Origin of the sequence: Paraburkholderia sp. BL21I4N1 (assembly GCF_002973525.1) — a bacterium.
Lineage (GTDB): Bacteria > Pseudomonadota > Gammaproteobacteria > Burkholderiales > Burkholderiaceae > Paraburkholderia.
Map to the genome: position 1 here is coordinate 39,225 of NZ_PVEN01000005.1, position 22,038 is coordinate 61,262.

The window sequence follows — 22,038 nt, forward strand, 5'->3', positions numbered from 1 at the left end:
GGGTTTTTTGTGCATACAATAATCACATGCAAATCGAATTCGACCCGGTCAAAGACCAAACCAACCAAGGCAAACACGGCGTGTCGCTGGCGATGGCTGAAGAATTCGAAATGGAAGCGGCGCTTGTGTGGCCTGATGACCGATTCGACTACGCCGAAAAACGGTTCAATGCTCTCGGCCCCATCGGCGATCGAATCTATTCGCTGTCCTTCACCATGCGCGGCGAAACGCTGCGTGCAATCAGTCTGCGCAAGGCAAACCGTAGAGAGGTGCTTAAATATGTCAACGAAGCGTAAATTTCATATCCCCGACGCTGCGGAAGATGCGGCACTCACCAAGGCGGCTGCGAGCGATGCGGACAATCTGCCGCTTACCGAGGCGCAATTGAAGCGCATGCGTCCTGCGCGCGAAGCGCTGCCGGCGTTGGTTGGCAAGCCGGCAGCGGAAGCATTGCTCAAGCGTCGCGGCCGGCCGGCGACACCGATCGACCAACACAAGGTCCGCACGACGATCCGACTCGATCCTGACCTTATCGACGCGTTTAAAGGCACCGGCGACGGGTGGCAATCGCGCATGAACGATGCCCTTCGCGAGTGGGCCAGCTCTCACGGTATGATTCGTGGTCGATGATGCCAAACGCGTGGAACACAAAAAAGCCTGCTAAGTGCAGGCTTTTTTTGCGCGTGGGTGAGGGCGGTTATTCCGCCGCCATGTTCTTTGACTGGCGCAAGTTTGACAACACGCGTCGCCGCGTCGAACGAACCTCGCCTGTTTCCCGCGCAAGTTCGCGACAATAGCTTGTCACCTCGCTGGCGACTCTCGCGACAGCAATGCTGTTGATATCGCGCTCCGAAAAAACAGGACGGATCTTTGAGTTTGAGTGCAGTCGCCACTCAGGTTTTATTTCACAAAAGATCGCAACGCCGGGTTTGCCCAAAGCCGCGGCGATGTGCATCAGTCCTCCATCCGCGCCGACAAAAAACGAACTCTGCTGTATCAGCTCGGCCGCAGCGGCGACATTTGGAAGGTCTACGTATGACTCGACGTGACCGCATTCCGGCAGCTCGCAAACCGCCTGGACAGTCTCGCGTGCCGTCTCGCCTGCACCAATCAGGACGAAGCTCGGACGTGCGATCCGCTTCGGCCAGCTCGAAGTAATCAGGCGAATCAGCTCAGGCCAATTTTCGTATCTGCGACGTTTGTCGCCGCCGCCCACTGCGACCGAAATGGTGAACGGCCGCGATTGCCGCGTGCCTTGAGTCGGAATTGTCAATGCGGGTTCGATCGGGCCAGCTTCACGCGGTTTGAAGACGCGCGCGATCTGTTCATAAGCGAGCTGTATCCTCGAAAACCGCTCGTCCCGCCGATGAGCCATGATTGACAGCCACGGCGTGAACGGATGGTATTGAAGCTTCTTGAAAATGGTTTTCGTCGACAAACTCTGAACAATCACCATGTCGTATCGCGCGTCGCAATCATCAAGCGAACGCGACACGCGCCGGAAACACTCGTCGTCGATAAACAGCTCTATTGGACCGTGCGGCATACATAAGTCGATGGATATGCGCGGGTCAATAAGGAACCTCTGAGACAGGTCCATGATGGCATCGCCGATCGTGGCCCAGTCGTAATACCACAAGAGTTTGCGCGTGGTCTGAGGCGCATCGCTTGCGATCAAAAGCTGCTGTCCGCTCAAAAGCATTAGCGCGTTGCGTTTAATGCTCGATACGGATAAAGCTTGCGGAATTGACAGCCTGGTCTTGAATGTTTTGCGGCTGATGCCTGCCATTGACTTCCCCGGATGAAAGTTATTGTTATGTATTTGTAATGATAAGACGATTATAGCGAAGACGGCACGCAAGCTGAACGGCATCGATCCAGCGCCTCTCAACGTGCCGGTTCTTGATGCACATAGGCTGGTGGGTCTGCACCGGCGAATAGCCTCCCGGCGCGCCACATACGCGGCAATTCAACCGCCAGCGCATGCCAGCGCTCAAGCACCGATGCAAATGTGCCTTCACGCTTCGCACGGCGGATTTTGTCCACCACATTCCAGCCGCGCACGTAAAGCGCGAAGCTGCGTTTGCTCGACAGGAAATGCGGCGCGTGAATGCCGACCCATGCGAGCATTTCGGCTGGCGGCACGTCGGGCGCTGCGGGATCGGGATCAATGTTGGCGACGACCGGACTTTTGTCCTGCCGCGTCGGGCTGGTGGAGTTGGTAAGAGTCGCGCCGCTTTCCAGCGCGAGCAGGCGAAGCATTTCGATGCGATGCCAGGGAATTGGCGAGCGGCCGGCAACGTAGTTGCGGATAGTCCGCGAGCAGCAGCGGAGTTTTCGGGCGATTGCGGCGATCGTAAGGCCGCCGGTCAGCTCCAGAAACTCAAGCACACAGCCGTGTCGTTGCTCTGCGGACAACTGGCAATCCCCGCTGAAAGTCTGAAGGGCGCGTAAACTAACGTAAACATTACAATCGTGCAAAAACCGCTACAGATTGTAAGTATCGAGGTGAAGCGGTTAGCAAGTTCATTTGACATAAGATAAATTATCAACATTGTTTTTGTCAGGGCTTTTTAGAAATGTCCGGTTCTGGCTCATTAGAACTGTCCGGTTTCCTGCTCCGGGCGGGCTGCGGTGGCGCATGCTGCGACATCCCAGCCCGCCCGGAGCCTGACCATGAACGGACGTGGATTCATCACGATCAGCATGCACGAGCTCGAGCGCGTGAAGATCATCGAGGCGGTCGTCCAGCGCCGCCTGACCATCGTACAGGCGGCTGAACGGCTGCAGCTGTGCGAGCGTCAGGTCAGCCGGCTGGTGCGGCGCTACGAAGCCGCTGGACCGGCCGGGCTCGTTTCGGCGCGGCGTGGGCAGCCCGGCAATCGCGAACTGCCGGTGGATCTGCGGGCGCGAGCCATGGCGCTGGTGCGCGAACGCTATGCCGATTTTGGGCCAACGCTGGCGTGCGAGAAGCTGGCCGAATGTCATGGCGTGGTGCTGGCGAAGGAAACCGTGCGGCGCTGGATGCGGGATGCCGGGCTATGGGTTCCACGCAAACAGCGGCCGCCGAAGGTCCATCAGCCGCGAAACCGGCGCGCGTGTCTGGGCGAACTGGTGCAGATCGACGGCAGCGATCACCGCTGGTTTGAGGAACGCGCGCCGGCGTGCACGCTGCTGGTGTTCATCGATGATGCAACGGGCCGGCTGATGGCGCTGCATTTTACGGCGACCGAATCGACCTTCAGCTACTTCGAGGCGATGCGCGGTTATCTGGAACAGCATGGCAAGCCGGTGGCGCTGTACAGCGACCGCGCGAGCGTGTTTCACTGCAACAGCCATTCCGTGACACCTGGCAAGGGCGTGACGCAGTTTGGCCGGGCGCTGTACGAGCTGAATGTGGATACGTTCTGTGCCAACAGCAGCCAGGCGAAGGGGCGCGTCGAGCGCGCCAATCTGACGTTGCAGGATCGCCTCGTGAAGGAGTTGCGGCTACGCGGCATCAGCACGAAGGAGGCGGCCAATGCTTATGCGCCCCACTTCATCGCTGACTTCAACGGCCGGTTCGGCAAGGTGCCCAGGAGCACATTCGATGCACACCGGCCGCTGCGTGCCGACGACGATCTTGATCTGATCCTGACGGTTCGTGTACCGCGGCGCGTGTCGAAGGTGTTGACGGTGCAGTACGACCGCGTGATCTACCTGCTGGAAGACACGGTGGCAAACCGCCGCCTCATTCACAACTATCTGGACGTGTTCGAGTATCCGGACGGACGCATCGAGATCAGGGTGAATGGCGCTGCCCTGCCCTGTGTGCCGTACGACCGGCTCTCGGAGATTGATCAGGCGGCAGTGGTCGATAACAAGCGGCTGGGACACACACTGCAACTTGCCCAGGTGATCCAGTCGCAGCGTGATGACCGGCGGGCGTCGGGCTCGCCATCGCGGACCAATCAGGGTGAAGCGCCACGGTCGAAGGAGCGAAAGGTGGGCACCCGCAAGCAGCGCGAACTGACCCGGGAGCAGTTGAATGAAGCGATTCTGGGAACTGCCGGAATGCGGGTTGGCTCGGTGCTTAAAAGCCCTCCAACATAGATATTTCTGAACCTCAGAACCGGACATTTCTAAAAAGTCCCAACCCGGACATTTAAAACCAGCCTTGACATTATTTGTTTTGAATCTATCTGCCAAATACGCAAGCAAAACCACCGCCCCCAAAACCCCGCTAAATAGCATTCCGCCCAAGCTCCTCCACCGCGCGGGCAAGGCACGCGCCAAATGCATCGCACGCACCGCTGAGCGGCTCGGATTCCAACCAGGCGATTGCCGTCGAAAATCGAATGGTCGGAACAAACGGGCGCATCACGAAATCTTGCCTATTGCAGCTTTCCGCAATGAGCCGATTGACAATCGCTATGCCGATACCACGTGCCGCCATCGCACACGCGACACTCACCGAGTGAACTTCCGCCACCACGTTAGGCTTTACCCGCGCGCTGCGAAACGCGGAGTCGATGTCGAGACGCAGCGTGCTCTGGCGCCACAACAGCACAAGCGGCACCCCGTCCAGATCGGCCGGTCCTACGTTCGCATGGCCGGCGAGCGGATGCTCGCGCGGCATGACGCAGACCGACTCGCCGTCAAATTCCCATTTCGTCGCGATCCCGGGCAGCCGCGTCGGTAGGCGCACAAAGGCCAGATCGACCTCGCGGCTCAGCAGCGCGCGCTCCGACGCGTCGTAGTTGCCGGCAAAGACTTCCAGCACCGCGTCACGATGCGTCTCATAGAACCGCTCGACCACGGCCGGCAGCAGAAACTGCGCGAACGTATTCGGCACCATCACGCGTACCAGCTTGCGGCGCGTGCCCGCGAATCGCAGTTGATGAGCGTGCCGCTCCAGGCACCGTGCCGCCTCGACAATCGTCTCCACGTCCTGCAATAGCGCATCCCCTTCGCGTGTCGGCGTGAGACGGCCCTGCTCACGCACGAACAGGCTCAAACCCATATCCTCTTCGAGCTGCCCCAACAGACGGCTCACCGCCGATTGCGACACGCCGAGTCTCTGCGCGGCAGCCGTCGTCGTACGCAGCGAGGAAATCGCCGCAAAAGCTTCGAGTTGTTTGAGGTTCATTTCAGATTACGCATAGAGGTATGTCGGATCGGCATAAGGTTGCGGAGATGTTTTTGCCGACGAACTATCACGCCATTGCCCCGGCTCGGGGCTGTTTCATCGCTGGCGTCGCAGCGCATTTTCATCATTCGAGGTCTTAGAAGCAATGATAGCTTTCATCATCCGGCGGCTGGTCCAGAGCCTGGGCGTGCTGATACTGACATCGGTACTGGTCTTTTGCGGCGTGTTCGCGATCGGCGACCCGATCGCGATCCTGGTGCCCGCGGATGCCACGCCCGCCGAAGTCGCCCAGGCCGTCAGCTCGCTTGGCCTCGACAAACCGATGTGGCAACAGTATCTGCAGTTCGTCGGACGAGCGTTGCACGGCGACCTCGGCCGCTCGTTCGTGTTCAATCAACCGTCTATCCAGTTGATTTTCGAACGTCTGCCCGCCACGCTCGAACTCGCGTTCGTGGCGCTGATCCTGGCGTTGCTCGTCGGCCTGCCGCTCGGTCTGCTCGCGGGACTGAAGGCCGGCTCGCCGCTCGATCGCGCGGTGATGACCGGATCGATTCTCGGCTTCAGTCTGCCGAACTTCTGGCAAGGCATCATGCTCGTGCTGATCTTTTCGGTGACGCTCGGATGGCTGCCGTCGGCCGGACGCGGCCAACAGGGCGTGCTGCTCGGCATCCACACGAGTCTCGCGACGTGGGACGGTCTGCGGCATCTACTGCTGCCCGCGCTCAATCTGTCGCTCTTCAAGATGTCGCTGGTGACGCGCCTCACGCGTGCCGGTGTGCGCGAAACGCTGCCGCTCGACTATGTGAAATTCGCCCGTGCCAAAGGCCTGCGAGAGCGGCGCGTGATTTTCGTTCACGTGCTGAAGAACATCATGATTCCCATCGTGACGGTGGTCGGCATGGAGTTCGGTTCCCTGATCGCGTTCGCCACGGTGACCGAAACCATTTTCGCGTGGCCGGGGGTGGGCAAGCTCATCATCGACAGCATTACGAAGCTCGATCGCCCGGTGATCGTCGCGTATCTGCTGATCGTCGTTGCAATGTTTACGCTGCTCAATCTGCTCGTCGATATCGTCTATTCGCTGCTTGATCCGCGCGTGCGACTGGAGGCAGCATGAGAGTCGCAACCGCTTTCGCGTGGCGTCCCGATCGCAATACCACGACCGGCATCGTACTGCGCAGCCTGTTCGGCAATCCGGCCGTTGCCGTGGCCACCTGTGTCTGTCTCGCGCTGGTGATCGTCGCGTTGTTCGCGCCGTGGATCGCGCCACAAAACCCCTATGACCTCGCCGCGCTCAATCTCGTCGATGGCCGCTTGCCGCCCGGCGCGCGCGGTGCGAGCGGTCATCTGTATCTGCTCGGTAGCGACGCGCTCGGCCGCGACATGCTCGCGGCAATGATGTACGGCCTTCGAATCAGCCTTGGCGTGGGCCTGACGAGCGGCCTGTTCGCGATGGCGCTCGGCACCACGCTCGGCCTCGTCGCCGCCTACTTCGGGCGCCGCGTCGACACGCTCATCATGCGCGCCGTCGATCTGATGCTCGGCTTCCCGACGATACTCGTCGCGCTGATGACGCTGGCGATTCTCGGCCAGGGCGTCGGCAAGGTCATCCTCGCGCTCGTGATCGTGCAATGGGCGTATTTCGCCCGGACCGTCCGCTCGGTCGCCGCGGTCGAGCGTCGCAAGGAATATATGGAAGCCGCGCTGTGTCTCGGCCTCAGCCATCGGCGCGCCCTCTTCAGCCAGCTGCTGCCGAACTGCCTGCCGCCGGTCATCGTCATCGCGCTCGTACAGATCGCCGCGGCCATTTCCACCGAAGCCACGTTGAGCTTTCTGGGCATCGGTCTGCCGGTCACGCAGCCGTCGCTCGGCCTGTTGATCGCCAACGGCTATCAGCAGTTGATCGCGGGCTTCTACTGGATCAGCGTGTTTCCCGGTTTGCTGCTGCTCGTGCTCGTGTTCAGCATGAATATCGTCGGCGACCGCGTGCGCGAAGCGCTGAATCCCCGCTTGCAGAAATAGGACGCCGCATGTCATCACCCACCCTGTCCGTGCAGAACCTGTGCACGCATTTCTTCACCGCTGCCGGCGTGGCGAAAGCCGTCAACGACGTGAGCTTCGACGTCGAGGCCGGCGAGATCGTCGGTCTCGTCGGTGAATCCGGCTCGGGCAAGTCGATCACGGGCTTCTCGGTGCTCGGCCTGATCGACGCACCCGGACGCATTGTCAGCGGCCGCGTGCTGTTCAAAGGCAACGACCTGACCACCCTCACCCCCGAATCGCTACGCCAGCTACGCGGCAATCGCATCGCCATGATCTTCCAGGATCCGATGATGACGTTGAACCCCGTGTTGCGGATCGACACGCAAATGATCGAAGCCGTGGTCGCGCATGCGAAGGTCTCGAAACGCGCCGCGCGCGAGCGTTCGCGCGACGCCCTCGCGTCGGTCGGCATTCCTTCGCCGGACGAGCGGCTGTCGGCCTATCCGCATCAGTTGTCGGGCGGCATGCGCCAGCGCGTCGCCATCGCGATTGCGCTGTTGCACGATCCCGAACTGATCATCGCCGACGAACCGACGACCGCGCTCGACGTCACGATCCAGGCGCAGATTCTCGCGGAAATGCAAAAGCTGTGCGCGCGTTCGCGCACCGCCATGGTCTGGGTCAGTCACGATCTCGCGGTAGTCGCGGGACTTGCCGATCGGGTGTGCGTGATGTACGCGGGCCGGATCGTCGAAACCGGCGACGTCGATACGATTCTCGACCATCCTCGCCATCCGTACACGATCGGGCTCGTCGATTCCGTGCCGGAGAAAGCCAGACGTGGCGAACCGCTACGGCAAATTCCCGGGGTGGCGCCGAGCGCACTCAAGTTGCCGGCCGGCTGCACATTCGCGCCGCGCTGCGCGTACGCCACGTCGTTGTGCCGCAGCGCCGAGCCGCCCGTGACCGGCACACCCACGCACAAGTACCGCTGTTTTTATCCGCGCACCGGAGCGCAGGCATGAATGCACCCTATCTGATGACGCCGCTGATCGAAGCCGATCAGGTATCGCGGCGTTTCGTCCGCCGGTTGAATTACGCGGAGCGCCTGGCTCGTGTGCTCGGTGCGCGTGTCGAGGCGCAGACCGTCCATGCGGTCGACTGCGTCGATCTGACGATTCATCGCGGCGAAGTAGTCGGACTCGTCGGCGAATCCGGCTGCGGTAAATCCACGCTCGGCCGCATGCTGGCCGGCATCGTGCCGCCTTCGAGCGGCTCGATCGTGACCACGGAGAAGAACGCCGGGCCGCGCTCGCCCGACAGTACACGTAGCGAGGCTCACGCCGCACGCCGCCTGCCGCGTCATCGGCTCGCCACGCAAATGATCTTCCAGGACCCGCTGTCGTCGCTAAATCCACGCAAGCGGGTGCGGGACATTATCGGCGAAGCGCCGCTCGCGCACGGTATCGTTGAACGCAAGCAACTGGACGCTTATGTGGTGGACGTCATGGAGCGCGTCGGCCTGAATCCCGATTTCCGCGACCGCTTTCCGCACCAGTTTTCCGGCGGCCAGCGTCAGCGTGTCGGCATCGGCCGCGCCCTCGCGGTCAAGCCGGATTTTCTGATCTGCGACGAATCGATTGCCGCGCTCGACGTATCGATCCAGGCGCAAATCATCAATCTCTTCATCGACCTGCGCAACGATCTCGGGCTCACCTATCTGTTCATCAGCCACGACCTGGGCGTGGTCGAACACATCAGCGACCGCGTTGCGATCATGTATCTCGGCCGGATCGTGGAAATCGCGCCGACCGTCGAACTGTTCGCGAACCCGCAACACCCGTACACCATCGCGCTGCTCGCACAAGTGCCGCGGTTGTCGAACCGCAAGCGCCAGTTCGAATCGATTCGCGGCGAAATCCCCTCACCGCTCAGCCCGCCCGAAGGCTGTCATTTTCATCCGCGCTGTCCATCCGCCACGCAGCGCTGCAGGACCGAGAAACCCCTGTTGCGCGCCACTGGCGCAGGTCATCAGGTGGCATGTCATCTGGTGGAGGTGCGATGAGCGCGTCCCCACTCCTGCTCTTGCGCCGTCGCGGCGCACGGCGTGCCGCCGCGCTGACGCTCGCCTTCGCGCTGGGTTGGTCGGGCGTCACCGCTACCGCCCAGGCGCGGTCGTTGACGATCGCGCTAGCCTCGGAACCGTCGTCGCTCGATCCGCTGTTCTCGCGCACGCAAAACAATATGCAAACCGCCGAGAACATGTTCGAGCGGCTGATCGATCAGGACGTCAACCTGCAGGTGCGCCCCGGCCTCGCCGTATCGTGGCGCGCGGTCGATCCGACGACGTGGGAATTCCATCTGCGCCCGAACGTGCGCTTCTCCGACGGCTCGCCGATGACCGCCAACGACGTGGCGTATTCGCTGCGCCGCGCGCGCTCGGTGCCGAACAGTCCCGCGCCGTTTTCAGGCGCGGTGGCGAACATCGCGCGCATCGATATCGTCGACCCGCTGACGCTGCGAATCGTCACGCAAACGCCGTCGCCGGCTTTCGTCGAGCAGATCGGCTTGGTCTACATCGAATCCCAGCGCGCGAGTGCCGGCCACGCCAGCAACGACTACCGCTCGCCCGCCGTTGCGGTCGGCACTGGACCTTATCGCCTGAAACGCTGGGTGCCTGGCGACCGACTCGAACTCGTGCGCAACGATAACTACTGGGGCAAGCGCCCCGCGTTCGATGCCTGCACGATCCGCTTCGTCTCCAACGACGCCGCGCGGCTGTCGGCGCTGCTGTCCGGCTCGGTCGATCTGATCGACAACGTCCCGCCCATTACGATCGACCGTCTTAAGCGCGATCAAAACGTGTCGTTGTTCTCGGGTCCGTCCGCGCGGCTGATCTATCTCGCACTCGATTCCTCACGCGACACGTCGCCGTTCGTGCATGCGGTGAACGGCACGACGATCGCCCGCAATCCGCTGCGCGACGTGCGCGTGCGTGAAGCGATCTCGAAGATGATCGATCGCGAGGCAATCACGAAACACCTGCTGAACGGCGCCGGGTTGCCCGCTGCGCAAATCGTGCCGCCGGGCATGGGCGGCTATGACGCCCAGTTGCAGCCGGATCGCTACGACCCGGTAGGCGCCCGACGACTGCTTGCCGAGGCGGGTTATCCAAACGGCTTCGGGCTCACCATCCACTCGTCGAACGATCGCTTCGCGAGCGACAGCGATCTGGGACAGGCAATCGGCCAGATGCTGGCACGCGGCGGTATCGCGGTGGACAACGTGGTCACCCAGCCCTACAACGTCTATGCCGGCGCGGCGGCGCGAGGCAGCTACAGCGCGTTCGTTTTCAGCTTCGGCAATTCGACGGGCGACTCCGCAATCGCCCTCACTAACGTGCTCGAAAGCTATTCGCGGGAAGCCGGCACGGGCGCGTTCAACCGCACCCGTTATTCGAACCCCGCCCTCGACCGTCTGCTGCGCGAAGCGGCCACGACGTTCGACCCCTCTCGCCGCAATGCGCTGCTCGAACAGGCGGCACGGACCGGCTTCGGCGACTACGGCATCGTGCCGCTCTATTTCCCGATCGACTTCTGGGCAACGCGCCGCGGAATAGTCTTCCACGCGAACAAAGCAGAACGCACTTCGCTGCTCCTTATCGATATCCAACCATGACCCACACTTCTTCTCCCAGCCCGGCGGTGGCGCAACTCGCCGATCTGATGGTAGCGATGCGCGACGGCGTGCGCCTCGCCACCGACGTTTATTTCCCCAACGGCTACCGCGTCGGTATCGATCAACCGCTTCCCGTGATTCTCGAACGCACGCCGTACGGCAAAACCGAAGTGTCGCGCGCCGAAACCCATCGCGGCGCGCCGCCCGCGAACAAGGCGGACATCGCGCGCTACTTCGCCGCGCACGGCTATATCGTGGTGTTTCAGGATTGCCGCGGCCGCTTCGAATCGGAAGGGGTGTTCATCAAATATGTCTCGGAAGGTCCGGACGGTTTCGACACGATCGAATGGATCACGCGGCAGCCGTGGTCGAACGGCAGGATCGGAACGATGGGACTCTCCTACGCCGCGCACACGCAATTGGCCGCCGCGTGCCTGAATCCGCCGGGACTCGCGTGCATGGTGGTCGACTCCGGCGGCTTCGCGAACGGCTATCACTGCGGCATCCGCCAGGGCGGTGCGTTCGAGTTGAAACAGGCCACCTGGGCCTTCAATCGCGCGAAGAACAGCGCCGCCGCGCGAGACAGCGCGCTCGTCGCGGCAGCGCTGGACGCCACCGATCTGCGCCAGTGGTTCTCGCGGATGCCGTGGCAACCCGGCCATTCGCCGCTCGCGCCGGTGCCCGAATACGAGCGCTATCTGTTCGAGCAATGGACGCACGACGTCTTCGACGACTACTGGAAGCAGTCGGGCATCTACGCCGAAGGTTATTACCCCACGATGACGCGTGTGCCGACCGTGTTCATGTCGAGCTGGTACGACGCCTACGTCCGCAGCACGCTTGACAACTTCGCCGCGTTCTCCGGCAATCCCGCCACGCCCGCGCATCTCATCATGGGTCCATGGCTGCACGGCGACCGGAACACGCCCTTTAGCGGCGACGTCGATTTCGGCGCCGACGCGATCATCGAAGGTCAGATCGCCGCGGACTGGCTCGAATTTCGTGTGAACTGGTTCGACCGCTGGCTGCAATCGAACGACGAACCCACCCGCAGCGACGCGCCGGTGGCCCGCATCTTCCTGATGGGCGGCGGCAGCGGCAAGCGCAACGCGGCGGGACGCATGGAGCACGGCGGACGCTGGATCCAGTCGTCGCAATGGCCGCTGCCGGGCACGCGATTCGTGCCGTTCTATTTCGGCGCACAGGGAACCCTATCGGACTCGCACGAAGCGAAACATGCGAGGACCGACTCGATTGCCTACTCATTCGACCCGGCGAATCCCGTGCCGACGATCGGCGGCGCGCTGACCTCCGGCGCGCCGGTGTTCGAGGGCGGCGCGTTCGACCAGCGCGAGGACGCACGCTTCTTCGGCACGCGCGATCCTGGCATGCCGCTGTCGGCGCGCCCCGACGTACTCGTGTTCCAGACTGACGTACTCGACGAAGACGTTGCGGTGGCGGGGCCGATCGCGGTGAAGTTGTGGGTGTCGTCCGATGCGCCCGACACCGACTTCACCGCGAAACTGATCGACCTCTATCCGCCGAACGACGACTATCCGCAAGGCTTTGCAATGAATCTGACCGACGGTATCTTTCGCTGCCGCTTTCACGAGTCATGGGCCGAGCGGCGCACGCTGGAAGCACACCGTGTCTACGAGATCACCATCGAACCGTTCGCGACCGCGAATCTGTTCCGGCGCGGCCATCGTATTCGCCTCGATATTTCGAGCAGCAATTTTCCGCACTTCGACGTGAATCCGAATAGCGGCGAATCGCCGGCAACCGCACGTGCCGCGCGCGTCGCGGTGAATAGCGTGCATCTCGGCGACGGCCGTGCGTCGCACGTGCTGTTACCGCTGGTCAACGTGGCATCCATGGAAGCCATGCGGCCCAGCGCGGCGGATGCGCGCGCAACCGGTTAGCAACGCCGTCGCGGCGCGCCTGAAAGCAGCCGCTTAAGCACTCCATTTCAATGAATCAGGCGCCGCGTTCCACGCGGCGTCCGGGGACCTTTTACGCCCGAAATTCCGCGAACGACGGTAGCCGATCCACGCCAGGACGAGTTCCGCCGCTTTCGTCGCATGTCGATTTTTTAACGGCAAGTCCAACTCCAAGAGGAAAAACACCATGCGTAATCAGACACTTCGGGCGACGCTGCTCGCGATGGGCGGGCTCAGCCTGTGCACCGGTGCGGCCCAAGCGCAGTCAAGCGTGACGCTGTACGGCATCGTGGATGGCGGTTTCACCTACACCAGCAACCAGGGCGGCAAATCGAACTACCAGGCGAGCGCCGGCAGCGAGCAGGGTTCGCGCTGGGGCCTGCTCGGCAGTGAAGACCTCGGTGGCGGGAATCATGCGGTATTCCGCCTCGAAAACGGCTTCAATCTGATGAACGGCACGGCCAGTGCAAACGGCCGCATCTTCGGACGGCAGGCGTGGGTCGGTCTGTCCAGCGACCGCTTCGGTACGGTGACATTGGGCCGCCAGTACAACGCTTCGCAGGACTTTCTGGAGCCGCTACAGCTCGCGACCGATTCGGTGCAGTACGGCACCCATCCGTTCGACGTCGACGATGTCAACAACACCTTCCGTACCGACAACTCGATCAAGTACGCCACGCCGTCTTTCGGTGGCTTTCAGGTCAACACGATGTATGCGCTGTCGGGCAACCCCGGCAACTTCGCGACGAATCGCTCGTACAGCATCGGCGCGGGTTTCAACCGCGGACCATGGCATCTCGGCGCGGCGTACGTGGTGCTCGACCATCCCGCGACCGACACGACCGGCGCGATTCCGTCCGACAACTACTTCACGTTCCTCAAGGGCATCAGCAACCAGCGCATCTACGGCGCGGGCGGACTGTACGACATCGGCAACGCAAGCGTGGGGCTGATGTACACGAATACCCGTTTCGAGCTCACCCCCGCGAGCCAATACCAGACCTATCAGAACGCGGAAGCCAGCCTGCACTACCGGATCACGCCGGCGTTGCACGCATTGATCGGCGAGACCTATACCAACGTCTCGACGAACGGCAAGGTCGACTCGTGGCACTACTGGCAAACGACGACCGCATTGCAGTACTTCCTGTCGAAATCCACCGACGTCTATATCGATCTGCTCTATCAGCGCGCGACCAACGCGGTCGCGCAGATCGAGGGCACCTCGGGTCCGTCGAGCAGCGGCACGCAGTTCCTCACGGTCGCGGGTATCCGACACAAGTTCTGACGTCGTCCGCAATCGCGAGGCAAACCGGGCAAGCCTCATGCCGCCCGGTTCTTCTCTGGCTGCGCAGTGGCTTCCAATACGGGAAACTTTAGGGAACTGCAATGAGAATGGCTATTTCAGGCATACGGATCAGGATCGTGCTGGCATTCGGTCTGTGCGCCGCGTTGATCGCGCTGCTCGGCCTGCTAGGCGCGCGTGGCATGTCGGTGCTCAGCGCGAACATGCAGGGCATGTACTCGGCGGACACCGTGCCGCTCGCCGACCTCACCGTCGTGGAGAGTTCCGCATTGAGAATCCGGCTCGGCCTGATGCGAATGCCGTCCCTGCAGCATCGCGGCGATATGGAAGCGATGATCGATCGTCTTGCCACCACCCAGCACGCGCTCGAAACGGCATGGCGCGACTACTATCCGGCGCGCGTCACGCAACCGGACGAGCGCGACGTCGCGCGGCACATCGACGCCGCTATCGCAGCGTTCGCGCCGCAGGCGGCGCACGCTGCCTCGGCCCTGAACGCCGGTGACGCCGCGCTCGGGCAACCCTTGCTCGACGCGCTCGCCGATTCAAGCCAGATCATCTACAACGGCGCCGACCGGATCGCCGCCATCAAGACCACGCATGCCCGGCAAACCGCCAACGACGGCGCGCGGCGCTACCGGCAGCTACTGCTGCTGTGTGGCGGCGCGGTTGCGATCGGACTCGCCGTCGCGGGCGGTGTCGGTGGCTACCTGGTGCGCGCGATCTCGCGACCGCTTAATGCTTCGGTCGCGATCGCGCACCGGATCGCCGACGGTTGGCTGGACAATCCAATCGCGGCGCACGCCGAAGACGAATTTGGTCAACTATTGCACGCGCTCGCGCAGATGGATGCGCGGCTTGTCGATATCGTGCGGCGTATTCAGACGTCGAGCGAATTGATTCTGACGGCCTCCAGCGAAATCGCGGACGGCAACCTCGATCTCTCCGCGCGAACCGAACAGCAGGCGGCCTCGCTCGAACAAACGGCCGCCAGCATGGCGCAGATCGCCGTGACGACTCAGCGGAACGCCACACAGGCGCGCGAAGCCATGCAATCCGCCGCCGACACCGCGCGGATCGCGCGAGACGGCGATGCGGCCGCCGCACGCATGCTCACGACGATGAGCGACATCAGCGAGCAATCCGCGCGGATTGCCGAGATCACGACGTTGATCGAAGGCATCGCGTTTCAGACCAATATTCTCGCGCTGAACGCGGCCGTCGAAGCGGCGCGCGCGGGCGAAATCGGGCGCGGCTTCGCCGTCGTCGCCGCGGAAGTCCGCACCTTGGCGCAGCGTTCGTCCATTGCGGCAAAGGAAATTCGCGAGCTGATCCGCACCTCGTCCGTCACGGTGCAGGCCGGATCGGTGCACGCCGAACAGGTGGTCCGCAAGATGACCGACATCGCGCATGCCATCGACCGGGTTGCCGGCATCAACGCGGAGATGTCGGCGTCGTCGGACGAACAGTCGCTGGGTGTCGAGCAGATCAACAAGGCGGTGAGCCAACTCGACGAGGTCACGCAACGCAATGCCGCATTGGTCGAGGAGGCCGCGGCGGTAACACAGAGCCTCGAGGAACAGGTCAGCCAACAGCGGCAAATGTTGACCGCGTTTCGCTTTAGCGCGGCTTCTCCGGAAGGCCGCTAGCCCATGCCCTACCGCGCAAACTCCTCCCTGAGCGCCGCATAAATCCGCCGATACCGCGCCAGCCGATCCTCGGCCATGGCCCGCTTTGCCGCCTCCGGTTCACACACCTCGACCGTCGCCGGTGCCGTACACACCAGCCCAACGCTCTCCTGCGTCACCGCCAACCGCGCCAACCTCGCGGCCCCCAATGCAGCCCCGACATCGCCGCCCTGATGCCGCCGCATCGCGACTCCCGTCGCGGTCGCGCAAAGCGTCGCCCAAAACCGGCTACGCGAGCCACCGCCAATAAACGACGCCGTCTCCAGCGACGTCCCCGCGCCCTGCAATGCCGCATAGCCATCGGCCATGGCGAACGCCACGCCTTCCATCACGCTATAGGCGAGATCGGCGTCGCCATGAGCGCCCGTCAAGCCCCAAAACACGCCCTTCGCATTCGCGTCGTTGTGCGGCGTCCGCTCGCCGCTCAGATACGGCAAAAACAACGGCGCCCGCTGCGCATCCGCCGTCTCCGCGCAACTGACCAGGTCGGCCACCTCCTTGCCCAACAACTCGGACAACCACGCCAGACTCGACGCCGCCGACAGAATCACACTCATCTGATGCCAGCGCGCCGGCAAGCAATGGCAGAACGCATGCACCGCCTGCGCGGGATTCGGCGCGAACCGGTCGGTGCCGGCAAACAGCACGCCCGATGTCCCCAGCGACAGAAACGCGCTACCCGCATCGGCAACGCCCATCCCGATCGCGCTCGCCGCGTTGTCGCCCGCGCCACCGCACAACGTCACGGGGCCCGCAATGCCCCATTCGCGCCGCAATCCGTCGTGCAATTGCGCCGCCGCATCGCTGCCTTCCACCAGCCTCGGCATATGCTCGCGCGACAAGCCCGTTGCCGCGAGCATCCGGTCCGACCAGTCCCGCTTCGCGACATCGAGCCACAGCGTGCCGGACGCATCGGACATATCGGACACGAACTCGCCGCTGAGCCGCCACGCGACATAGTCCTTCGGCAGCAGCACTTTGTGCGCGGCGCGAAACACGGCCGGCTCGTACTTCGACAGCCACAGCAGTTTTGGCGCGGTGAAGCCCGGCATCGCCAGATTGCCGGTGATCGAACGCGATTCGGGCACCAGCGCCTCAAGTTCCACACATTCGGCAAACGCGCGGGTGTCGTTCCACAGAATCGCCGGACGCAACACCTGCCCCGCGCGATCGAGCAAGGTCGCGCCATGCATCTGCCCGGACAGACCGATCCCGCGCAGCGCGGCAAACGCGCCGGGATCCGCGGCCCGCACCTGCGCGATCGCATCGAGCGTGGCATGCCACCACGCCTGCGGACTCTGCTCGGACCAATGCGGATGAATATGCTCGACGTCGAGTCGCGCGCTACCGGTGGCGATCGTGGTCGACGCGTCGTCGGTGAGAAGGGTTTTTACCTCGGAGGTGCCGAGGTCGATGCCAAGGAAGGTCAAGAGTGTCGTCCTCGTGTTGGCAGCCTACCGTCATGTCATGCAGACAGGTGCACGGTCAAGCCGCGATCATGTGTTCGTTGAGCTGATGCAGCGCGCGAAATTTCGACGGCGGCATCGCCTTCGTTTCCAGGAATTGACGATTGAAATTCGACAGATTATTGAAGCCCACGCGATAGCAGATCTCCGTCACGCTCAGCGTGGAGCACATCAGCAGTTCACACGCCTCGTTGATACGCAACCGGTTCTGGTACTGCACGAACGTGCAGCCGGTGTGCCGCCGGAAAAAACGCGTGAACGTGCTGACGCTCATGCCGGCCAGTTCGGCGACATCCGCTTCGCGCAACGTGCCCGGCAAATTCTGTTGAATGTAGGACAGCACCTGATTGATCGTGGACTGCATGTAGCGATGCGCGTTGACATCGTACGAAGGGCCCGCGAGCAACCTGCGCTCGCCGCACGACGACAAACGGTCGAAGATCGACATCAGCAGTTCGACGCGGCGGCAGCCGTGCGAAACGGCCAGTTCCAGCATCCTGGGCGCAATCGCCAGACCCACGGCATCCGGAAACTGGATGCCGCGCGCGGCGTCGTCGATCAGGCCGACGATCGAATGCAGTTCGGTGAATGCGGCCGCCATCCGTTCGACCGCGTCGCGCGAGAACTGCAGCACCACGTCGCGCGACGGCACGGTGTCGCCCTCGCCCACTTCGCTGATCCAGTTGTGCGGCAGATTCGGTCCGGTGATCACCAGGTTGCCCGGCGCGAAATCGCCGATAAAGTCGCCGACGAAGAACTTACCCGTCGACGCCCGGATCACATGAATCTCATACTCCGGATGAAAGTGCCATTTGGCCACCGTATGCGGGTAATCGTGCGCCCACGCGCGAAACGATTCGTCGCGCCGCGTGTGCACCAACTCCAGGTCTGGATTCATACCGTCTCTCCTCCTCGGCCGTCTCGACGCCGCGCTTTTTCGTTAGTGCAAAGCCGCGCCCTGTACCTTCGCGTCCTGGTGCGGCGCGCTGCCGAACTGCTGCGTGGCGCGCTGCGCAGCGGGCAACGAGACGTTCTGCTCGGTGCCCGCATCGAAAACATGCAGGTCGGCGACTTTGAACTGGAACGTTACCACGCTATCGCGTTGCGGCAGGTCGCTCGCCGGTATCAGCGCGGCCATCCGTTCGCCAGCGAAATCGAACGTAACGAGCGCTTCCGCGCCCAGCAGTTCGATCAGCTCGACGTTGCCGCCCAGCTTGAGCACGCCGGGGTCTTCTTCCGCTGACGCCAGCTTCAGATAGTTCGGCCGGATCGCCAGCTTCACCGCCTGACCGCGTTGCAAGCCGGCGAAACGCGCACCGGCAAGCGGCCAACGCTCGCCCTGCACGTCGACGAAACAGCTGTCGCCGATTCGTTCGACCACGCCGGCGACGAGATTCATCGCCGGCGTGCCGATGAAACCCGCCGCGAACAGCGTCCGTGGAAAATGGTAAAGATCGGACGGCGTACCGGCCTGTTCGATCCGTCCGCCGCGCATCAGGATCACCCGGTCGGCAAGCGTCATGGCCTCAAGCTGGTCGTGCGTGACGTACACCGTGGTGGTTTTCAGGCGCTGATGCAAACGCTTGATATCGCCGCGTAGTTGCGCCCGCAACTTGGCGTCGAGATTGGACAGCGGCTCGTCGAACAGAAACACTTCGGGCGTTTTTATCATCGCGCGCGCGATCGCCGCGCGCTGCTGCTGGCCGCCCGACATAGCGCGCGGTTTGCGGTCGAGCAGCGCGTCGAGGTTCAGCATCGCGGCCACTTCACGCACGCGACGATCGATCTCCGCGGCCGGCACCTTGAGGCGGCGCAGACCGAACGCGACGTTGTCGTACACCGTCATATGCGGATACAGCGCGTAGTTCTGGAACACCATCGCGACGTTGCGTTCGCGCGCTGGCAGGTCGTTGACGACCGTTTCGCCGATCGCCAGATCGCCGCCGCTGATCCCTTCGAGACCCGCGATCATGCGCAGCATCGTGGACTTGCCGCAGCCCGACGGCCCAAGCAGGACGACGAACTCGCCGTCGTCGATTTCCATATCGAGCGGATGCAGCGCGGGCGGGCCGCCGTCGTAGTGTTTCGTCAGACCTTTGCAAACGATTTTAGCCATGGCTCAATCCATTTCGATCTGGATTTTGACGTCGTTCGGGTGCCCCGCCGCCGCCTCTTCGAACGCCTTGAGGCCATCGGCGAACGCGAACTTGCGCGAGATGAACGGCTTCACGTCGATCATGCCCGAGCTGATCAACGCCAGCGCGCGCGGGAACACATTCGCATAGCGGAACACCGATTCGAGCCGCGCCTCTTTTGCCTGCATCGCGACGACGTCGAGCGGCACGCGATCCACCGGCATGCCGACCAGCACCGCGCAGCCGCCGGGACACAGCAGGTCGAACAGATCGTCGTAGACCTTCGCGTTGCCGCTCGCTTCGAACACGACGTCGGCGCCCCACCTTGTGGTGACGTCCTGAACCACGTCGGTCAACTTCTGCTCGCGTACGTTCACCGTCGTTACCGCCGGATTGCCGGCGAACAGCGCCAGCTTTTCCTTGATCACGTCCGCGAGAATGACGCGCGACGCCCCGCCCGCCAGCGCCGCCAGCGCCGTCATCGCGCCGATCGTCCCGGCGCCGATCACGACGGCGACGTCGCCGGGTTTCATGGCGGCCTTCTTCGCGGCCTGCAAGCCGATCGACAACGGCTCGACAATCGCGCCCTCCGCGAACGACACGTTGTCCGGCAGCCGGAACGTGAAAGCCGCCGGATGCACGACGTAAGGCGTCAGGCAGCCATGAATCGGCGGCGTCGCCCAGAACCGCACGGCGGGATCCAGGTTGTAGAGACCGCGCATGGTCGCGGGCGAGTCGAATTGCGGCACCCCCGGCTCCATGCACACGCGGTCGCCGACGCGCAGATGCGTGACCTCACTGCCGGTTTCGACCACCGTTCCGGACGCTTCGTGGCCCAGCACCATGGGCGCTTCGACCTTGAATGGACCGATGCGCCCATGCGCGTAGTAATGCACGTCGCTACCGCACACGCCGACCGTATGAATCTTGATCCTGACGTCGCGCGGCCCGACGTCGAGCGGCAGATCGATATCGCGCAGCGCGAGTCGGCGTGCTTCTTCGAGTACGAGGGCTTTCAAAACATTCTCCTTACTTGCCTTTGAGCATTGAGTTCAACAGCCGGCTCAGCACGCCGACGAAAATGATCGGCGGTAACGCGAGCAGGACCGTGGACGCGTTGATCACACCCCACGGCACTTCCTGCCCGAGCGACGTAAATGCGGACGCCACCACCGGCAGCGTCGCGCTTCTCGACGAGGTTAGCGCCAGCGCGATCATCAGTTCATTCCAGACCAGCACGAAGCTGAACACGATGCCGCCCATCAGCGTGGTCGCGCTGATCGGCAACGCGATCCGCCAGAACACGCCGTATGGACCGTAACCATCCAGCGTGGCCGCCTCTTCGACTTCGCGCGGCAGACGCTGAAACACCGGGATCGACAGCCAGGTGATGGTGGACAGCGTGACCAGCAGATACGTCACCACCATCGAAAGTTTGGTGTCGTACAGGCCCAGGTCGACCCAGATTGCAATCAACGGAATCGCAACCGCCACCGGCGGCAAAAACCGCAGCGACAGCAGAAAGAATTGAATGTCGCGCTTGCCCGGCACGTGATAACGCGCGATCACATAAGCAGCAGGCACACCGAGCAACGCTCCCAGCAACACCGCGAAGCCCACGATCGACAGGCTATTGCCCAGTCCGATCAGCACCTCCGGGCTCGACACGACCTGACGGTAGTTGTCGAGCGTCGGTGTAAAGATAAAACGCGGCGTCGGCGTGACGATGTCGAGCAGGTTCTTCAGCGAATTGAGGAACGCCCAGAAGATCGGAAACACGGCCACCAGCGCAAGCGCCAGGCCAAACGACCATGCAGCGCCGCGCGAAATCAGTCTTCCCATTTGTTCACCCGCTTCCAGATGAAAGTGAAAATCAGCGTGGTCGCCACCATCATCAGCACGGCCATACTCGACGCATACGACACTTTTCCGGACAAGCCGATTCCTTGCGAATACGCGTACATGTCGAGGGTTTCCGTGGTGATGCCCGGTCCGCCTTTCGTCATCACGTAGACCAGATCGAACGAGCGCAGCGATTCGACCATCTTGATGAACACCAGACTCATGATCGGCACCTTCAGCATCGGCAGCGCGATATACGCGTACACCTGCCACGTGCGCGCGTAATCGAGCCGCGCGGCTTCGAGCGGTTCGGGCGGCAGCGTCTCCAGCAGCTTCAGCACGACGACCGCGAAAAACAGCCCCCATTGCCAGATGTCGACGAGCGCCACCGCGTACAACGCCAGGTGCGGGTCGGACAGAAAAGCGGTGTTGTCGACGCCGAGCAGTCCGAGCACCCAGCTCAGAATGCCGGTGAGCGGCGAATACATGAACTTCCAGATAAACGCCGCCGACACGCGCGGCAACAGCACCGGCACGATCAGCAGCAGCGAAATGACACCGCGCAGGCGGCCGTGAATCTGCTCGAACAGGTAGATCGCGATCAGCACGCCCACCACGACGGCGCCTAGCACGGTGGCGATTTCCCAGATCGCCGAGACCTCGATCGAATTGACGAAGCGCCGGTCCGAGAACAGCCGCGCGAAATTGCGGAACCACACGTACTCGCTATCCGGATAGCGCAGCACGCGGTTCTTCAGCGCGAGATTGATCGCCGCGATGGTGGGCACGAGACCCAAGACCGCCATCACGGCGAGCGGCGGCCCGAGAAATACGAACGGCAGGCTGGTTTTGCCCCGATTGAACATTGACGT

The 22,038-nt window shown here is 62.8% G+C and carries 20 protein-coding genes; 11 read left to right on the top strand and 9 right to left on the bottom strand.

Annotated elements, in window-relative coordinates:
• Nucleotides 1-26: 26 nt before the first annotated feature.
• Together B0G83_RS14830 and B0G83_RS14835 are read left to right on the top strand one after the other, a co-directional pair.
• Entirely contained in the window at nucleotides 27-296 is a 270-nt protein-coding gene (locus B0G83_RS14830; RefSeq protein WP_105508161.1) for a BrnT family toxin, read from the top strand.
• Complete coding sequence (locus B0G83_RS14835; protein WP_105508162.1) at nucleotides 280-630, top strand: BrnA antitoxin family protein; 351 nt, start codon at nucleotides 280-282, stop codon at nucleotides 628-630. The genes B0G83_RS14830 and B0G83_RS14835 overlap by 17 nt, the downstream gene beginning before the upstream one ends.
• Nucleotides 631-697: 67 nt before the next feature.
• On the opposite strand, the gene B0G83_RS14840 is transcribed toward B0G83_RS14835, so the two are convergent.
• Both B0G83_RS14840 and B0G83_RS14845 read right to left on the bottom strand, forming a co-directional pair.
• Complete coding sequence (locus B0G83_RS14840; protein ID WP_181156882.1) at nucleotides 698-1,789, bottom strand: glycosyltransferase family 9 protein; 1,092 nt, start codon at nucleotides 1,787-1,789, stop codon at nucleotides 698-700.
• Between the two features lie 98 nt (nucleotides 1,790-1,887).
• Nucleotides 1,888-2,391: an IS21 family transposase gene (locus B0G83_RS14845; RefSeq protein WP_258167899.1), complete on the bottom strand. Its 504-nt coding sequence runs from the start codon at nucleotides 2,389-2,391 to the stop codon at nucleotides 1,888-1,890.
• 285 nt (nucleotides 2,392-2,676) lie between these two features.
• Here B0G83_RS14845 and B0G83_RS14850 point away from each other — a divergent pair, with 285 nt between their 5' ends.
• Complete coding sequence (locus B0G83_RS14850) at nucleotides 2,677-4,092, top strand: ISNCY family transposase (RefSeq protein WP_105508165.1); 1,416 nt, start codon at nucleotides 2,677-2,679, stop codon at nucleotides 4,090-4,092.
• Nucleotides 4,093-4,222: 130 nt separating this feature from the next.
• Here the strand turns inward: B0G83_RS14850 and B0G83_RS14855 are convergent, their stop codons facing one another.
• Complete coding sequence (locus tag B0G83_RS14855; protein WP_105508166.1) at nucleotides 4,223-5,128, bottom strand: LysR family transcriptional regulator; 906 nt, start codon at nucleotides 5,126-5,128, stop codon at nucleotides 4,223-4,225.
• Between the two features lie 145 nt (nucleotides 5,129-5,273).
• Here B0G83_RS14855 and B0G83_RS14860 point away from each other — a divergent pair, with 145 nt between their 5' ends.
• The 8 genes from B0G83_RS14860 to B0G83_RS14895 all read left to right on the top strand — a co-directional run bounded on the left by B0G83_RS14860 (nucleotide 5,274) and on the right by B0G83_RS14895 (nucleotide 15,684).
• Complete coding sequence (locus B0G83_RS14860; RefSeq protein ID WP_105508167.1) at nucleotides 5,274-6,245, top strand: ABC transporter permease; 972 nt, start codon at nucleotides 5,274-5,276, stop codon at nucleotides 6,243-6,245.
• Nucleotides 6,242-7,150: an ABC transporter permease gene (locus B0G83_RS14865; protein ID WP_105508168.1), complete on the top strand. Its 909-nt coding sequence runs from the start codon at nucleotides 6,242-6,244 to the stop codon at nucleotides 7,148-7,150. The genes B0G83_RS14860 and B0G83_RS14865 overlap by 4 nt, the downstream gene beginning before the upstream one ends.
• A gap of 8 nt (nucleotides 7,151-7,158) precedes the next feature.
• Nucleotides 7,159-8,136, top strand: coding sequence for an ABC transporter ATP-binding protein (locus B0G83_RS14870; protein WP_105508169.1), 978 nt, complete (start codon nucleotides 7,159-7,161; stop codon nucleotides 8,134-8,136).
• On the top strand, nucleotides 8,133-9,176 hold the full coding sequence (locus B0G83_RS14875; RefSeq protein ID WP_219849021.1) for an ABC transporter ATP-binding protein: 1,044 nt from the start codon (nucleotides 8,133-8,135) through the stop codon (nucleotides 9,174-9,176). The genes B0G83_RS14870 and B0G83_RS14875 overlap by 4 nt, the downstream gene beginning before the upstream one ends.
• Nucleotides 9,173-10,789, top strand: coding sequence for an ABC transporter substrate-binding protein (locus B0G83_RS14880; RefSeq protein WP_105508170.1), 1,617 nt, complete (start codon nucleotides 9,173-9,175; stop codon nucleotides 10,787-10,789). Before B0G83_RS14875 ends, B0G83_RS14880 begins: the two co-directional genes overlap by 4 nt.
• Nucleotides 10,786-12,711, top strand: coding sequence for a CocE/NonD family hydrolase (locus tag B0G83_RS14885; protein ID WP_105508171.1), 1,926 nt, complete (start codon nucleotides 10,786-10,788; stop codon nucleotides 12,709-12,711). Before B0G83_RS14880 ends, B0G83_RS14885 begins: the two co-directional genes overlap by 4 nt.
• A 205-nt stretch (nucleotides 12,712-12,916) precedes the next feature.
• Nucleotides 12,917-14,017: a porin gene (locus tag B0G83_RS14890; protein WP_105508172.1), complete on the top strand. Its 1,101-nt coding sequence runs from the start codon at nucleotides 12,917-12,919 to the stop codon at nucleotides 14,015-14,017.
• Nucleotides 14,018-14,118: 101 nt separating this feature from the next.
• Nucleotides 14,119-15,684, top strand: a complete 1,566-nt coding sequence (locus B0G83_RS14895) for a methyl-accepting chemotaxis protein (protein ID WP_105508173.1) — start codon at nucleotides 14,119-14,121, stop codon at nucleotides 15,682-15,684.
• 8 nt (nucleotides 15,685-15,692) lie between these two features.
• Here the strand turns inward: B0G83_RS14895 and xylB are convergent, their stop codons facing one another.
• The 6 genes from xylB to B0G83_RS14925 are packed head-to-tail and all read right to left on the bottom strand — an operon-like array spanning nucleotide 15,693 to nucleotide 22,032.
• Complete coding sequence (xylB, locus tag B0G83_RS14900) at nucleotides 15,693-17,153, bottom strand: xylulokinase (protein WP_105508174.1); 1,461 nt, start codon at nucleotides 17,151-17,153, stop codon at nucleotides 15,693-15,695.
• A 55-nt stretch (nucleotides 17,154-17,208) separates the two neighbouring features.
• Nucleotides 17,209-18,087: an AraC family transcriptional regulator gene (locus tag B0G83_RS14905; RefSeq protein WP_105508175.1), complete on the bottom strand. Its 879-nt coding sequence runs from the start codon at nucleotides 18,085-18,087 to the stop codon at nucleotides 17,209-17,211.
• Between the two features lie 42 nt (nucleotides 18,088-18,129).
• Nucleotides 18,130-19,305 carry an ABC transporter ATP-binding protein gene (locus B0G83_RS14910; protein WP_105508176.1) on the bottom strand — a complete coding sequence of 392 codons (1,176 nt, stop codon included), beginning with the start codon at nucleotides 19,303-19,305 and terminating at the stop codon, nucleotides 18,130-18,132.
• Nucleotides 19,306-19,308: 3 nt separating this feature from the next.
• Nucleotides 19,309-20,343 (bottom strand): NAD(P)-dependent alcohol dehydrogenase, encoded by a 1,035-nt coding sequence (locus tag B0G83_RS14915; RefSeq protein ID WP_105508177.1) that lies wholly within the window; start codon nucleotides 20,341-20,343, stop codon nucleotides 19,309-19,311.
• Between the two features lie 10 nt (nucleotides 20,344-20,353).
• Complete coding sequence (locus B0G83_RS14920) at nucleotides 20,354-21,166, bottom strand: carbohydrate ABC transporter permease (protein WP_105508178.1); 813 nt, start codon at nucleotides 21,164-21,166, stop codon at nucleotides 20,354-20,356.
• The gene (locus tag B0G83_RS14925; RefSeq protein WP_105508179.1) at nucleotides 21,154-22,032 is read right to left on the bottom strand and encodes a carbohydrate ABC transporter permease; all 879 of its coding nucleotides are present in this window, start codon (nucleotides 22,030-22,032) and stop codon (nucleotides 21,154-21,156) included. The genes B0G83_RS14920 and B0G83_RS14925 overlap by 13 nt, the downstream gene beginning before the upstream one ends.
• Nucleotides 22,033-22,038: the final 6 nt, after the last annotated feature.

What these genes read in the sequence shown, in the direction of transcription:
- B0G83_RS14835 (WP_105508162.1), top strand. Translation starts at nt 280, where the DNA reads ATGTCAACGAAGCGTAAATTTCATATCCCCGACGCTGCGGAAGATGCG.
- B0G83_RS14860 (WP_105508167.1), top strand. Translation starts at nt 5,274, where the DNA reads ATGATAGCTTTCATCATCCGGCGGCTGGTCCAGAGCCTGGGCGTGCTG.
- B0G83_RS14880 (WP_105508170.1), top strand. Translation starts at nt 9,173, where the DNA reads ATGAGCGCGTCCCCACTCCTGCTCTTGCGCCGTCGCGGCGCACGGCGT.
- B0G83_RS14830 (WP_105508161.1), top strand. Translation starts at nt 27, where the DNA reads ATGCAAATCGAATTCGACCCGGTCAAAGACCAAACCAACCAAGGCAAA.
- B0G83_RS14840 (WP_181156882.1), bottom strand. Translation starts at nt 1,789, where the DNA reads ATGGCAGGCATCAGCCGCAAAACATTCAAGACCAGGCTGTCAATTCCG.
- B0G83_RS14905 (WP_105508175.1), bottom strand. Translation starts at nt 18,087, where the DNA reads ATGAATCCAGACCTGGAGTTGGTGCACACGCGGCGCGACGAATCGTTT.
- B0G83_RS14850 (WP_105508165.1), top strand. Translation starts at nt 2,677, where the DNA reads ATGAACGGACGTGGATTCATCACGATCAGCATGCACGAGCTCGAGCGC.
- B0G83_RS14870 (WP_105508169.1), top strand. Translation starts at nt 7,159, where the DNA reads ATGTCATCACCCACCCTGTCCGTGCAGAACCTGTGCACGCATTTCTTC.
- B0G83_RS14910 (WP_105508176.1), bottom strand. Translation starts at nt 19,305, where the DNA reads ATGGCTAAAATCGTTTGCAAAGGTCTGACGAAACACTACGACGGCGGC.
- B0G83_RS14885 (WP_105508171.1), top strand. Translation starts at nt 10,786, where the DNA reads ATGACCCACACTTCTTCTCCCAGCCCGGCGGTGGCGCAACTCGCCGAT.
- B0G83_RS14890 (WP_105508172.1), top strand. Translation starts at nt 12,917, where the DNA reads ATGCGTAATCAGACACTTCGGGCGACGCTGCTCGCGATGGGCGGGCTC.
- B0G83_RS14925 (WP_105508179.1), bottom strand. Translation starts at nt 22,032, where the DNA reads ATGTTCAATCGGGGCAAAACCAGCCTGCCGTTCGTATTTCTCGGGCCG.
- B0G83_RS14895 (WP_105508173.1), top strand. Translation starts at nt 14,119, where the DNA reads ATGAGAATGGCTATTTCAGGCATACGGATCAGGATCGTGCTGGCATTC.
- B0G83_RS14855 (WP_105508166.1), bottom strand. Translation starts at nt 5,128, where the DNA reads ATGAACCTCAAACAACTCGAAGCTTTTGCGGCGATTTCCTCGCTGCGT.
- B0G83_RS14865 (WP_105508168.1), top strand. Translation starts at nt 6,242, where the DNA reads ATGAGAGTCGCAACCGCTTTCGCGTGGCGTCCCGATCGCAATACCACG.
- B0G83_RS14920 (WP_105508178.1), bottom strand. Translation starts at nt 21,166, where the DNA reads ATGGGAAGACTGATTTCGCGCGGCGCTGCATGGTCGTTTGGCCTGGCG.
- B0G83_RS14875 (WP_219849021.1), top strand. Translation starts at nt 8,133, where the DNA reads ATGAATGCACCCTATCTGATGACGCCGCTGATCGAAGCCGATCAGGTA.